At 30.7% G+C, this 13,073-nt stretch carries 13 protein-coding genes; 2 read left to right on the top strand and 11 right to left on the bottom strand.

What is annotated here, in order from left to right; all coding sequences use genetic code 11:
- Window positions 1-13: 13 nt before the first annotated feature.
- The 9 genes from JM82_RS06945 to JM82_RS06905 form a co-directional block, all read right to left on the bottom strand.
- Entirely contained in the window at window positions 14-1,009 is a 996-nt protein-coding gene (locus JM82_RS06945) for a hypothetical protein (RefSeq protein WP_145001991.1), read from the bottom strand.
- A complete protein-coding gene (gene miaA, locus JM82_RS06940; RefSeq protein WP_145001990.1) occupies window positions 1,006-1,920 on the bottom strand; it encodes a tRNA (adenosine(37)-N6)-dimethylallyltransferase MiaA in 915 nt (304 codons plus the stop codon). Before miaA ends, JM82_RS06945 begins: the two co-directional genes overlap by 4 nt.
- A gap of 23 nt (window positions 1,921-1,943) precedes the next feature.
- Window positions 1,944-2,804 carry an ion transporter gene (locus JM82_RS06935; RefSeq protein ID WP_145001989.1) on the bottom strand — a complete coding sequence of 287 codons (861 nt, stop codon included), beginning with the start codon at window positions 2,802-2,804 and terminating at the stop codon, window positions 1,944-1,946.
- Window positions 2,805-2,827: 23 nt separating this feature from the next.
- Window positions 2,828-4,786, bottom strand: a complete 1,959-nt coding sequence (locus tag JM82_RS06930) for a DUF3857 domain-containing protein (protein WP_145001988.1) — start codon at window positions 4,784-4,786, stop codon at window positions 2,828-2,830.
- Window positions 4,786-6,147, bottom strand: a complete 1,362-nt coding sequence (locus JM82_RS06925) for an exonuclease domain-containing protein (RefSeq protein ID WP_145001987.1) — start codon at window positions 6,145-6,147, stop codon at window positions 4,786-4,788. Before JM82_RS06925 ends, JM82_RS06930 begins: the two co-directional genes overlap by 1 nt.
- An 11-nt stretch (window positions 6,148-6,158) precedes the next feature.
- Complete coding sequence (locus JM82_RS06920) at window positions 6,159-6,818, bottom strand: YggS family pyridoxal phosphate-dependent enzyme (RefSeq protein WP_145001986.1); 660 nt, start codon at window positions 6,816-6,818, stop codon at window positions 6,159-6,161.
- A 17-nt stretch (window positions 6,819-6,835) separates the two neighbouring features.
- Entirely contained in the window at window positions 6,836-8,074 is a 1,239-nt protein-coding gene (locus tag JM82_RS06915) for a DUF1015 domain-containing protein (RefSeq protein ID WP_145001985.1), read from the bottom strand.
- Window positions 8,075-8,186: 112 nt separating this feature from the next.
- On the bottom strand, window positions 8,187-9,074 hold the full coding sequence (locus tag JM82_RS06910) for a 3-hydroxyacyl-CoA dehydrogenase family protein (protein WP_145001984.1): 888 nt from the start codon (window positions 9,072-9,074) through the stop codon (window positions 8,187-8,189).
- A 158-nt stretch (window positions 9,075-9,232) separates the two neighbouring features.
- Window positions 9,233-10,192: a Gfo/Idh/MocA family protein gene (locus tag JM82_RS06905; RefSeq protein WP_145006658.1), complete on the bottom strand. Its 960-nt coding sequence runs from the start codon at window positions 10,190-10,192 to the stop codon at window positions 9,233-9,235.
- Between the two features lie 159 nt (window positions 10,193-10,351).
- Between JM82_RS06905 and JM82_RS06900 the strand changes: the two genes are divergently transcribed.
- The gene (locus tag JM82_RS06900) at window positions 10,352-10,993 is read left to right on the top strand and encodes a protein-L-isoaspartate(D-aspartate) O-methyltransferase (protein ID WP_145001983.1); all 642 of its coding nucleotides are present in this window, start codon (window positions 10,352-10,354) and stop codon (window positions 10,991-10,993) included.
- Window positions 10,994-11,004: 11 nt separating this feature from the next.
- On the opposite strand, the gene JM82_RS06895 is transcribed toward JM82_RS06900, so the two are convergent.
- On the bottom strand, window positions 11,005-11,679 hold the full coding sequence (locus JM82_RS06895; RefSeq protein WP_145001982.1) for a YiiX/YebB-like N1pC/P60 family cysteine hydrolase: 675 nt from the start codon (window positions 11,677-11,679) through the stop codon (window positions 11,005-11,007).
- A 185-nt stretch (window positions 11,680-11,864) separates the two neighbouring features.
- Here JM82_RS06895 and JM82_RS06890 point away from each other — a divergent pair, with 185 nt between their 5' ends.
- Window positions 11,865-12,488 (top strand): LysE family translocator, encoded by a 624-nt coding sequence (locus tag JM82_RS06890; RefSeq protein WP_145001981.1) that lies wholly within the window; start codon window positions 11,865-11,867, stop codon window positions 12,486-12,488.
- 68 nt (window positions 12,489-12,556) lie between these two features.
- On the opposite strand, the gene JM82_RS06885 is transcribed toward JM82_RS06890, so the two are convergent.
- Window positions 12,557-13,072 (bottom strand): hypothetical protein, encoded by a 516-nt coding sequence (locus JM82_RS06885; RefSeq protein ID WP_145001980.1) that lies wholly within the window; start codon window positions 13,070-13,072, stop codon window positions 12,557-12,559.
- Window position 13,073: the final 1 nt, after the last annotated feature.

Raw genomic sequence — 13,073 nt, 5'->3', positions numbered from 1 at the left:
TGGCTTTTTTTGTTTAATAAATCGAGTCTAAAATAATTTTAGCAACATTAGGTTTATAATGGCTGCTTTCAAAATAATTACTAATAGGCTCTGTTAAATTATTTTTCCCTGAAAAGTCAAAGACTTTATCTTTATCAAAAATAGAATAGAGTAGTACTAATTGTTCTTCTTCCATAGGGATTTGATCATACAAAGGTGAAACAACGATTTTGTAATTAGTATCATGTTTATTAAATATAGATTTTATTTTATTAAGTAAATCTATTTCTCTTTTAGTTTTTTCTAATGTAATATTTGATTCTTGTGGTCTTTGATAAAATACACCTTGTTGTTTCAATTTATTATAATAGCCTAAACTGTCTTCTTTAATCTCTTTAGCTAATCCGTAATAAGAGTCATTATAAATTGGTGTAAACGTATCTGGATATTTGTCCATACGTACATAATTTTTCATATAATTTCTATACGTTTTAAAACAGTAAAAATCGGCGTATGCCATCATAAATCGTGGATTAAGATTTGCTAAAATAAAACTGCTATAAAATTCGTATTTAGAAACATCATTAAACTCCACTGGGTTAATGTATAGGTGATTTAGTCTTTTTATGGTGCCAGACAATACGGCTCTATCAATAATAATTAAAGCATGGTTTATTGGTGAATTTACATCGTCTAAAAATTCTAATTTTTTATAAATACCATATAAATCTTCGCTATGTGCATCATAATGAAACGGAACCGATTTTTCTGGTAAATAGTGCTTCCAGATTGGAGTTTTAAAGGCTTGAGATCTTGAGCTACCAAAAATAAAGCTATCATAATTTACACTGTCTTTATTTTTTTGAAAAATCTTTGTTGATACGTAAGTTCTATTTAATGTAGTGATGTCTTGATTATAATAGTTATTATAATCTTTGAAAATTTTAAAAATATCTAAGGATAAAACTATTATCACATAGAGTATAATAGGAATAAAAAAGAATGCTAATTTTTTTAAAAAAATCTTCATTCTATCTCAGATTCTATTTTAGTAATTATAGCGCTCAATGGTGTTTGATAGTCAAACCAAAGGGTTTCAGGTTTTCTTCTAAACCAAGTTAATTGGCGTTTTGCAAACCGTCTAGAGTTTTTCTTAATTTCAGAAATAGCAAAATCTAATGTCCAAGTCGTATCTAAGTAATTAAAAATTTCTTTGTAGCCAACAGTGTTAAGGCTGTTTAGATTTTTAAAGGGAAGTAAGGACTCTACTTCTCTAATCAACCCATTAGCAACCATTATATCTACTCGCTTGTTAATTCTGTCGTAAATAACATCACGATCAGCCTCAAGTCCTATGGTAATTGTTTTAAAGGGTCTTTGGTTTTTAGCTTTATTTAAAAAGGAAGAATAGGGTTGTCCACTGCCAATACAAATTTCTAAAGCACGAATGACACGTTGTGGATTATCAATTTTTATGGTGTTATAGGATTGCTCATCTAAAGTTTTCAGCTTAAGCTGAAGTGTTTCCAAACCTTCCGTGTCTAATTGTTTATTTAGTTGCTCTCTTATCTTTTTATCAACCTCAGGAAAATAATCTAAACCGTTAGTGACAGCATCAACATATAATCCAGAACCACCAACCATTATAACAACGTCATTAGTTTTGTGTAGGTTTGTTATGCAGTCGATTGCTTCTTTTTCAAAAGCACCAACATTATAGTCTTCTGTTATAGATTTATTATGTATAAAATAATGTTTAGCAGCTGCTAATTCTTCTGCTGTAGGAGCAGCAGTACCAATACTCATTTCTTTAAAAAACTGTCTTGAATCTGCAGATACTATTTGGGTATTAAAATGATTAGCCAACTTAATACTAAGTGCAGTTTTACCAATAGCAGTTGGTCCAACAATTGAGATTAAATATTTGTTAGCGTGTTTCAAATTTATTGTAATTAAGTAATTGTTTAGTGTAGGTTGTTACCACAAACTCTGCAAAAGTTGGCATCATCGTCATGATTGTCTTCATGACAATTAGAGCATCTTTGTGTATTTAAATTTAGTTTTTTACTTGTTGGATTAGAGGGTTGGTCCTCAGATTTCTTTAAGCTTTTAGAATATTCTGCAGACACAATTCCTGTAGGTACTGCTATAATACCATAACCTAAAATCATGATAATAGTGGTAATAAATTGTCCAAGTGCAGTTTGTGGTGCAATATCCCCAAAACCAACTGTAGTTAATGTAACAATACACCAATAGACGCTTTTTGGGATGTTTGTAAATCCGTTATCTTCACCTTCGACCAAATACATAATGGTTCCAAAAATTACGGACGATATTAATACAGCAAATAAAAACACAAATATCTTTACACGACTAGCAATAATAGAGTCTCTTAATTGGTTTGAAGCTCCAAGATATCTTGCTAATTTAAGTATTCTAAAAACACGTAGTAAGCGTAACGCTCTAAGAGTAACTAAGGCATGTGATCCTGCAAAAATAAACGAGATGTACATTGGTATTGTGGATAGTAAATCTAAAATACCGTAAAAGCTAAAGATGTATTTAAATGGCTTTTTTACTGTAATTATGCGTAAAATATATTCGATACTAAAAAAGATAGTTATAATCCACTCTCCAACATATAACGCGTTGTGGTACTTTTTATCAATGTGATTTACACTTTCTAACATAACTAGTAGTATACTAGCTAAAATTAAAATAAGTAAAACGACGTCAAAAAACTTACCAGCAGGCGTGTCTGCTTCATAAATAATTTCATGAAGTTTATCTTTCCAATAAGTTTTATCTTTTGTTGGGCTCATGTGGTAAAAATACTAAATAAACATTAGATATTTTTTTCTAAAACTATAACCGAGTTATTTTGAATATTTACAATGTTGCTAAAAAAAGATTTTAGTTCAGTATAGTAATTAGTTGGGTAAATTGTATTGTAAAAATTAATCCTAAAAGATAAATCAATGTTACCATTTTTTGGTTGAGTTAAAAAATTAAGTAAGCCAGAGTTATTAGATAATTCAATAGTTTTATCTAGAGGCTTATCAACAATTTTATACTTATCATTTGTGTCAATTTGAATGTAATAAATAAGGTTGTTTTTATATCCAAAATCAATAGGATATGTCCTTGTATTAAGCTGTAAAGGGTTTTTTGTAAAAAATTTAAATATAAAAGGGTCCAAGTATATTTTATCACCAATTACAGTTAATGGACCTGATATTGATATGGTCTCGGTATATATTGCTTTATCGTTTTTATTTGTGTCTACTTGACTATTTTCAAAAGTTAAATCAGGATATTTTTCTCTGAAGTACTTTAAATTATTAAGATTGTTTTTTTTGTACAATTGACGCGCATCCAAAGCATCATATCCTAATTTTGTTGTTGTTAATGTTCCAGTAAAGGTATTATCATCATTAATTGTGATATTAACTTTATGTTGTGTTGTAGAATTAATATTAGTGTTTAGGTCTATCCAACGACTATCATTGTCAAAATCCATTTCGCGACCATACTCATTTAAACATTTAAATGGAATTTGTCCAAAGACTAATAAAGGGTCTGTTGCATCTAAAAAATAAGATTTTCCATCAATTTCGGCTCTTAAAATCACATAATTAAATTCTGAAATTACAGGATAAAGTGTAGTGATAAATCCGTTTTCTCTTGTAGAAATTAAAACAGGATAGGTTACTATATCATGTCTTTTCAAAAGGTTATACAGAAGTAGGTTGATTTCGGCTACATTACCTGTTTTTTGCTCAATAATATCTTTAATGGACACATCTTTAAAAATTCGATAATAGCCATTCCAAGTATAATTATTTTTAACATAATTAAAAATGTATTTAGCTTTATCTAAATCACTTTTTTGATCCAATAAGGTTTGGTCTATTAGTTTTTTTACTAGACTTTCTTTTTTTAGTTGTTTTCCAAAATCTTCATTTTGTTTAAGTTCATCATCCGCAGTTTCCCATGTTTTGGTAATGTTTTGTACAGAGCCATCAAAGCCTTTAATTACTTTTAATTCATATTCCATTCTAGAAATATAATTTTTAGAAGCAGTCGTGTAATCCTCTTCTATAAAAGCAGGTATGTCTTTCATTACATACTTACCTATTGTACAGTCCGCACTTGCACCATTGTCTAATTGGATACAGTATTTTTTTATATCACTTTGATTGACGCTTAACTTAAGCTCTCCTACAAGCTTTATATTATAATCGTAGTTTCCTGGTATGCTAGTATTGTACTCGCTGTATAGCTTTGGTATGTCTTCTTGAAATTTCCATGAGTTAAAATTGAATAAAAATGGGCTTTCAAAGGTGTAGCTATATGTAATAACAGATCCTTCTTTTATATTAGGTAAAACAAACTTAAATATGGTGTAATTATCGTTAACCTTTTCTTCAAATACTTGAGAAGGATCTAAGTTAATTCGGGTAACTTTACCATCTTCAATATTGGTTGTTGTTGCAACTAAGTTTGTGATTTTTTCTGATTTTCTATCAGAATTATATAAATAAACCTCAATATTGGCTTGGTCAAATCCGTTACGGTTTAAAATTTTAACTTTTTTCTTATAGTCTAAAACTAAGTTGAACGTTTTTTTATGAATTTCGGCATCTCCATATTCATAAAGTACTATGGCATTTGCAGTGGTGTCTTGCTTAAATTCATTTAATTCTAAATCAGCTCTTGTCGTCGTTAAATTTTCAGTATTAAATTGGCTTTGAGCTACTAAAAATTTTGAAAAGAGTAGCGTAATAAGAAATATTTTTTTCATTATAAATCTATAATTTTTATACGTTTATTTTTTCTTAGGTAACTTTGTATAATGTGTTGTTGATCTCTATTATTCTCCATTGGAGTAATGATAGACTCTAGAATGTCTAAATTATTAATTTGGTAATTTAAATTATAAAAGCCAAAACCTTTAAATATTCCATTCTGAATTAAAATGGCACTACGCTCATCCACCTCTCGACCACGATCAATAATAACCATGTTTTTGTTATTGTAGCTGTATTTATCTAATAATTCTTGTACACGTTTATTATAATCCTCTGGAGATTCCTGTTGTATGCATGCACCTGCACATGTTTTTACTTCGTAATGGAAGCAACTGGTTTTGGTTTTATAAATACCTGATAGTTTTTGACACAAATTAAATTGTTCGACCATTTTTTCTAAAAAATGACGTCCACTTTGTCTAGTGCTAAAGGTTGTTATGCAAGGTTTTCTACCATCTGCTTTATCAATAGTAAGATTAATATAACCGTTATCGTCTATAAAACTGTATAGTGCATGTGTAAAAATACTTCTGCGCAAAGCTCTATTTAATATAGGTTTATTACGCTTAATCTCTTCGCTTTCTTTTAAAAGCGCCACTAATTCACTTCCTGTAGCTTCATATTTTACAGCTGCTACTTGAGTTTGCATTTTCTTGGACTTTGGTGTAGTACCAGTAAAATGTTGATTAACGCGATTTTTTATGTTCTTACTTTTTCCAATATAGATTAACTCACCATCTGCTTTGTACATGTAGTAAACTCCAGTAACAGAGGTTAAATTATCAATAATATCTATTAACCTAGGCTCCATCTGGAATTTTGGTTCTTTTTTAATAGACTCCTTAATAATTGTTTTGTTGGTGTCCTTGGCAAGAAGTAATTTAAAAAGTTTAACGGTTGCTAAAGCATCTCCAGATGCACGATGCCTATCTGTTACAGGTATACCCAATGATCTAACTAGTTTACCTAAACTGTAAGATTTTTGATCAGGAATTAAATCTTTAGACAACTCAACCGTACAAAGGGTTTGTCTTTTAAAAGGAAATCCAAGACGTTTAAACTCGGTTTTTAAGATACGATAATCAAATTGCGCATTGTGAGCCACCAAAATAGTGTCTTCTGTAATTTCAACGATTCGCTTAGCTATCTCGTAAAATTTAGGCGCATTTTTAAGCATCTTGCTATTTATACCTGTAAGATTAACCACAAAGGGTTGAATCTCTCGTTCTGGATTTACTAAACTTATAAACTGGTCTACAACCTCATGACCATCAAATTTGTAGATAGCAATTTCGGTTATTCCTTCTTCATTAAACTTACCACCAGTGGTTTCTATGTCGACTATTGTGTAAATAAAGTTTGTTTTTAATTATAATTTCTAGCACCAAATATACTACTTCCCACTCTAACCATTGTGCTACCACAATCTATTGCTAATTGATAATCACCACTCATTCCCATACTAATTGTCTTTAAACTAGGATGCAATTTTTGAAGCGAATCAAAGGTAGTTTTAAGTAAATCAAATTCTTGTTTAATCTGATTTTGGTCTTCAGTAAATGTAGCCATTCCCATCACGCCAATAACATTAATATTAGTTAAAGCTGAAAATTCTTCAGATTTAAGTAAGCTAGTTGCGTCTGGTATAGACATTCCAAATTTAGAATCTTCCGATGCTATTTTAATTTGAAGCAAACAATCGATGCTTCTTTCGTGCTTTTTAGCTTGTTTATTAATTTCTTTAAGTAATTTAAAGCTCTCCACACCATGTATTAAATCTACAAACTCAGCCATATACTTTACTTTATTAGTTTGTACGTGACCAATCAAATGCCATTTAATGTCCTTTGGCATTTCTTGATATTTGTCTGCCATTTCTTGGATTTTATTTTCTCCAAAAATGCGTTGACCAGCGTTGTAGGCTTCCATTAAATCACTAACAGGTTTTGTTTTAGAAACCGCAACTAAAGTTACATGTTTAGGAAGTGTAGCTTGTATTTGATTTAGGTTTTGTTTAATTGACATTTGCTTTATTTTTTTACTTAAAACTCGTAAATAGTAACACCACTTCTAATTTTAGGCTCGATATAAGTACTTTTTGGTGGCATTGTTAATCCGTCGTCTGCAATTTGCTTCATCTGAGAAATTGTTGCAGGAATCATACCAAAACCAACAGTAAATTCTTTACTATCCACTTTACTTTTTAAATTTACAATATCTTTTTTACCACTAAGGTAATGTATGCGATTATCGTTGCGTAAATCTGTGATTCCTAAAATAGGTTGTAATATAGTTTTAAAAAGTACTTGTGCATCCAATTCGTCCAAAGACGTATCAAATGTATATTCTGTTTTTCTTAAGTATAACGAGTAAAATTCGCCATCTAAATACATACTAAAGTGATGTGATTTTGAGGGTTGGTAAGGTGTTAATCCTCTATTTTCAATACGATAAACGGTATCTAGTTGAATTAAAAATTCTTCTTTAGTTAAGCCATTTAAATCTTTTACTAAACGGTTAAACTCGTGTATGCGTAATTCGGATTCCGAAATTAAATAACTCATAAAAAAGTTATAGCTTTCTTGACCAGAATGATTTTTGTTTTCGTTTTTTAAATCCTCACAAAGTAATTGAGAAGAGGCAGACCTATGATGTCCATCTGCAATGTACAACGTTGGCATTTTGCTAAAATTAGTTGTAATAGCTTGGATGTCTGTGTCGTCTTCAATTAACCATAAATAGTGCGTGTCTCTGTATGTTGTTGTAAACTCAAACTCGGCACGCTCTTTTTGTTTTTCGGTTATAATTTTAGAGATAGTATCATTATCAGGATAGGTTAGTAGTACAGGTTCTGCATTAAAACCAACGGTTTTTAAATAGTCTTTAAAAACGGTTTCGCGAGAAGCGATAGTATCCTCATGTTTTTTAATAATATTATTGTTATAATCGTCTACGCTAGCAGCTGCAACAATACCATTAAATACTTGAGAATCGCGATCTACTATTTTGTAAATGTAAAAACAAGGTTTTTGATCTTGCTTAAATACACCATCTTCTTTAAATTCAGAATATCTGTTTTTAACTAACTTATAACGTGCTTCTCCAGAGATTTCTTTATCGTATTTGTAACCAGGATTTACAATGTGTAAAAACGAAAATGGATTATGGTCTAAACGTGCTTCTCTTTCGGGTTGCGTATAACTTTGATAGGAGCGTGAGGCTACTAAACTAACCTTATCTCTAGTAGGTCTAACCGCTTTAAATGGTAATATTTTAGTCATTGTTATTGCAAATAAATCAAGAAAGATTAGACAGTTGGTAAACTTTAAAAACAATAAAAGGCATAAGATTGCAGGTTAAAACTGTTAATCTAAATATGCCTTTTATTGTTATTTATATAAATTGCTGAGATACTTTATCTGCCTTTCTGCTTTCAGAATAATCATAAAAACCTTCACCAGATTTAACACCTAATTTTCCTGCGTTAACCATATTAACTAATAAAGGACATGGTGCGTATTTAGGGTTTTTAAATCCATCGTACATGACATTTAAAATAGAAAGACATACATCTAATCCAATAAAATCTGCTAGTTGCAAAGGACCCATTGGATGTGCCATACCTAACTTCATTACTGTGTCAATTTCTTGGACACCAGCAACACCATTGTATAGCGTCTCAATAGACTCGTTAATCATTGGCATTAAAATACGGTTAGCAACAAAACCAGGATAATCATTAACTTCAGTTGGTATTTTACCTAATTGTTTAGATAATTCCATGATAGTATTAGTCACTTCATCGCTTGTATTATAACCACGAATAATTTCGACTAATTTCATGATTGGCACAGGATTCATAAAATGCATTCCAATAACCATATCAGGTCTAGAGGTTACAGCTCCAATTTGTGTTATTGAGATAGAAGAGGTGTTAGTCGCTAAAATCGTGTCATCACCACAAGCTTGGTCTAATTGCTTAAATATTTTTAGTTTTAAATCTAAGTTTTCTGTTGCAGCTTCTACAACTAGGCTTGCATATTCAACACCTTCTTCAATATTAGTAAAAGTGCTAATATTACTTAAAGTTTCAGCTTTATCTGCTTCAGATATTTTTTCTTTAGCGACCATGCGATCTAAATTTTTAGAGATGGTATCCATTCCGCGTTTTAATGACGCTTCACTAATATCAATTAATTGTACTTTAAATCCAGATTGTGCAAAGGTATGTGCAATACCGTTACCCATTGTTCCTGCACCTATAACTGCTATGTTTTTCATTAAAATTTATTGTTTTTGTGTCCCACAATTATGGGCTTTTATTATTGTTTTACTTTTTTTTCTTACCACCAAATAGCACGTTGACAAAAAAATCTACAATGTATTTTAGTAATGATTTTTTGTTTTTATCTTTTTGATTGGTCATAATTTAAAAGGTTTTAAAACTGATCTATAATCATAGTGGCCACACGTAAGGCTTCTGTACCATCGTGTAAGGTCACTATTGGAGTTGTATTATTGTTTATGGCGTCCGCAAAGGATTCTAACTCGTCTAAAATAGCGTTGTTTGCAGCTATTTCTGGGTTGTCAAAATAAATTTGTTTTTTAACACCTTCTGCATTTTGTAAAACCATGTCAAAATCACCAGGTGTTTCGGGTGCATCTTTCATTTTTACAACCTCACATTTTTTCTCTAAAAAGTCTACAGAGATATAAGCATCACGTTGAAAAAAACGTGTTTTACGCATGTTTTTAAGTGAAATTCGGCTGGCAGTTAAATTAGCAACACAACCATTAACAAACTCGATACGTGCATTAGCAATATCAGGTGTATCACTTATCACTGAAACTCCGCTTGCAGATACATTTTTAACTTTAGATTTAACTACACTTAAAATAACATCAATGTCATGAATCATTAAGTCTAAAACCACAGGTACATCAGTACCACGAGGGTTAAACTCGGCTAAACGATGCGCTTCAATAAACATTGGACTATCTAATTGGTCTTTAACTGCAATAAATGCAGGATTAAAACGCTCGACATGACCTACTTGACCTTTTACACCATTTTCTGCAACTAAAGCTCTAATACTTTCGGCTTCATGCACAGTATTGGTTATTGGTTTTTCAATAAATATATGTTTACCTTTAGATATAGCTTGCTTAGCACAATCGTAATGCGATAGGGTAGGCGTTACAATATCTACAACATCTACAGCATCAATTAAGGCTTCAATGGTATCAAAATATTTGTAACCAAATTCGGCTTCTACTTTTTTAGCGTTGTCCGCATCAGCATCGTAAAATCCTACTAATTGGAATTTATCTGATTGATTTAATAATCTAAGATGAATTTTTCCAAGGTGACCAGCACCTAATACACCAGCTTTTAGCATAGTTTGTTCTGTTTTCAACAAAAATAAGTTTTTTTATACACTATTTAATATCAATTTGATAATTATATACAGGATTTAAGACAAAATTATAAATTGAATGAAAACCTTTTCAGGGTTATATTTTTGAAGTAATTTTATGCTCTAAACTATCCATTACCATTGAAAGATACTTTTAAACATCAAGGCTTACGACAGCAACTAGTAGCTGTTTTGAAGGACAAAGGAATTACTAATACCGCAGTTTTGGCTGCAATTGGCAGAATACCAAGACATTTGTTTATGGATTCTAGTTTTTTAGATCATGCGTATCAGGATAAGGCATTTCCTATTGCAGCAGATCAAACCATTTCTCAGCCTTATACTGTAGCTTTTCAAACCGAATTAATGCAAGTTAAACGAGGTGATAAAGTGTTAGAGATTGGCACAGGTAGTGGCTATCAGACTGCTGTGCTGTGCGAACTTGGTGCTAAAGTATATAGCATTGAAAGGCAACAAGAGTTGTTTAAAATTACGAGTCGTTTTTTGCCAAAATTAGGCTATAGAGCAAAAAAACTAATTTTTGGAGATGGTTATAAAGGTTTAAAAACCGAAGCACCTTTTAGTAGTATTATTGTAACTGCAGGAGCACCTTTTGTGCCTAACCCTTTACTAGCACAATTAGAAATTGGAGGACGTTTAGTAATTCCTGTTGGAGATAAAGTGCAAACTATGACGCTTTTTGTTAGAAAAGGTCCAAAGGATTTTGAGAAAACAGAGTTTGGCGAGTTTAGATTTGTTCCGCTTTTGGAGGATAAGAATTAGTAGATTAAGTTCTAGTCATTTTCGTAATCATGAACAAACGTAATATGATTACTGCTTGCCATTAAATTAGGGTTTGTACCTTCAATACCTTCTGGAATTGATTGGTTGCGAGCTTTGTAATATTTAACCCAACTAGTCATTGGTTGACCAGAACTATTGTTAAAAGTCATTGGGTGTGTCAAAAACGGAATGGAATCTTTAGGTAAGTTTTGAGTTGAAAACATTTTGTAAACTAACTCTGAGCAATAATAGGATGTGTCATCCCATAAAAAAATATCATCATAAGGTGTATTAACTCTGGTAATACCATAGTTTATGGCTGTTTTTATATAGGGCTTGTAGTAGTTGTCTAGCCTCGCAACTGTGGTTTGCGATTTATTAAATTTATTTTTATTCCTTTCTAAAAATTTAGCTATTGGTGTTATGCAAACGCCTTGTTTAGGTATAGCTTCCACCACAAACCATTTGTTGTCTTTTTGCATAGCCATACCAACATGAGAATAATTTTTGGCAGAAGCGGTTGCTGTAACGTCCTTTATAGCATTATCAATGTCGTCTGATCCTGTGTTTTGAAACAGTAAATCACCTTCTTTTAACTGAAAATTGGTGTTAGTTTTTGTATTGCAACTTAAAAAAATACATGATAGTAATACAATGTATGATATGCGTTGTAAAAAATAATTCATTATTTAAAAGTGCTAAAATGAATTATCAAAATTACGGAAAAACTGTACTTGATTAAAGTGAATACTGTAAAATACAAAAGCTTTTTATTTTTTGAAATTTAAGTTAAGTCTTAAAAAATGTTAATAGCTACTAATAATAAGCCACACATGTTGTTTCTTTGTTTGCTTATAAATACTAATAAATTATGACATTTTTTATTTGCTTACTATTAGGTTTTTGTATTGCTGCCTTAGGAAGTATTACACCTAGTTTTCTAAATTTAACGGTAGTAAAGTATAGCTTAAAAAACGGTAAAAAATCTACATTTTATTTAATAGCTGGTTATGCTACAGTTTTGTTTTTTCAAGCCAATTTAGGCGCTTATTTGGCTAATGTTTTAATGAAAAATTCTGAATACATAACCTTAATTCAAAAAATAGGAACAGGTATTCTGTTTTTATTGTCTATTAATTTTTTTAGACTTTATTTTTCTCCTAAAAAGGAAGTTAGTGAGAAAGAAATTCCTAAATCTAAATCCTATTTTTACGGTATTTTAATGTCCTCATTAAATATGATGGCTATACCGTTTTACTTTACATTTATTTCGTTGTTAATTGGTTTTAAATACTTTGAATACACTGTGTTTACTGCTTTTTATTTTTCAATCGGTTCTACCATTGGGTCTTTTACTTTATACACGATTTATGCGATTGTTGCTAAAAATATTGAACATAAACTAACTTATATTGCTTCTAAAATGGATTTTATTTTAGGTTGTTTAACTGGTATTGTTGGTATTGGTAACGTAATCTATTTGTTTAGTAAGTAGTATACCGATATTAAAACCCAAACCCAAACCCAAACCCAAACCCAAACATAAAGGTATAGTTAACTAAATTATTTAATATTATGTTGTTTTACGTATAGCTGTAATTGATTGTTATAGTCTTTTATTCTTGCATGTGCTGAACCATCAATTATTAAAATGACTATTAGCATTGCAATAGTAGTAACACTAATTGCACGCCAGGTTGGACTACTAATAAGTAGGATTAATAATGCAGCTACAATAATAATTACAGGAATGGCTTTAAAGACTACTGTTTGATATTCTTTTAAAGTACTTTCTGTACGATCAATTTCTGATTTTACAAAAGTTGAAGCATTTGTATTATAGGCAGTTTTAAACGCTGTGACTCTTGATTTGTTTGTAAAAAACAAACCTAATCCAATGACTGTTAATAATAGTCCTGCTACTAGTGTAGGTATAATGTAAGCTCTTGCTATATCTGTTTTTCCTAATTGCCAAAACCCGATACTTGCTGCTAAAAATAGTAGTCCAAACACTACAAAAAAAGGTGTTGAAAAAAGCTCGGCTTTTGCCCAATCTGTTGCTGTTTTTAAAATATCCATA

Origin of the sequence: Olleya sp. Hel_I_94, from assembly GCF_007827365.1 — a bacterium.
Classification (GTDB): Bacteria; Bacteroidota; Bacteroidia; order Flavobacteriales; family Flavobacteriaceae; genus Olleya.
The sequence above is the reverse complement of the archived record's forward strand: the minus strand, read 5'-3'. Positions and strand labels throughout refer to the sequence as shown.

Excerpts from the sequence above, each read along its gene's own strand:
- JM82_RS06915 (WP_145001985.1), bottom strand. The coding sequence starts at position 8,074 with ATGACTAAAATATTACCATTTAAAGCGGTTAGACCTACTAGAGATAAG.
- JM82_RS06890 (WP_145001981.1), top strand. The coding sequence starts at position 11,865 with ATGACATTTTTTATTTGCTTACTATTAGGTTTTTGTATTGCTGCCTTA.
- JM82_RS06895 (WP_145001982.1), bottom strand. The coding sequence starts at position 11,679 with ATGAATTATTTTTTACAACGCATATCATACATTGTATTACTATCATGT.
- JM82_RS06885 (WP_145001980.1), bottom strand. The coding sequence starts at position 13,072 with ATGGATATTTTAAAAACAGCAACAGATTGGGCAAAAGCCGAGCTTTTT.
- JM82_RS06920 (WP_145001986.1), bottom strand. The coding sequence starts at position 6,818 with ATGTCAATTAAACAAAACCTAAATCAAATACAAGCTACACTTCCTAAA.
- JM82_RS06910 (WP_145001984.1), bottom strand. The coding sequence starts at position 9,074 with ATGAAAAACATAGCAGTTATAGGTGCAGGAACAATGGGTAACGGTATT.
- JM82_RS06935 (WP_145001989.1), bottom strand. The coding sequence starts at position 2,804 with ATGAGCCCAACAAAAGATAAAACTTATTGGAAAGATAAACTTCATGAA.
- JM82_RS06930 (WP_145001988.1), bottom strand. The coding sequence starts at position 4,786 with ATGAAAAAAATATTTCTTATTACGCTACTCTTTTCAAAATTTTTAGTA.
- JM82_RS06905 (WP_145006658.1), bottom strand. The coding sequence starts at position 10,192 with ATGCTAAAAGCTGGTGTATTAGGTGCTGGTCACCTTGGAAAAATTCAT.
- JM82_RS06945 (WP_145001991.1), bottom strand. The coding sequence starts at position 1,009 with ATGAAGATTTTTTTAAAAAAATTAGCATTCTTTTTTATTCCTATTATA.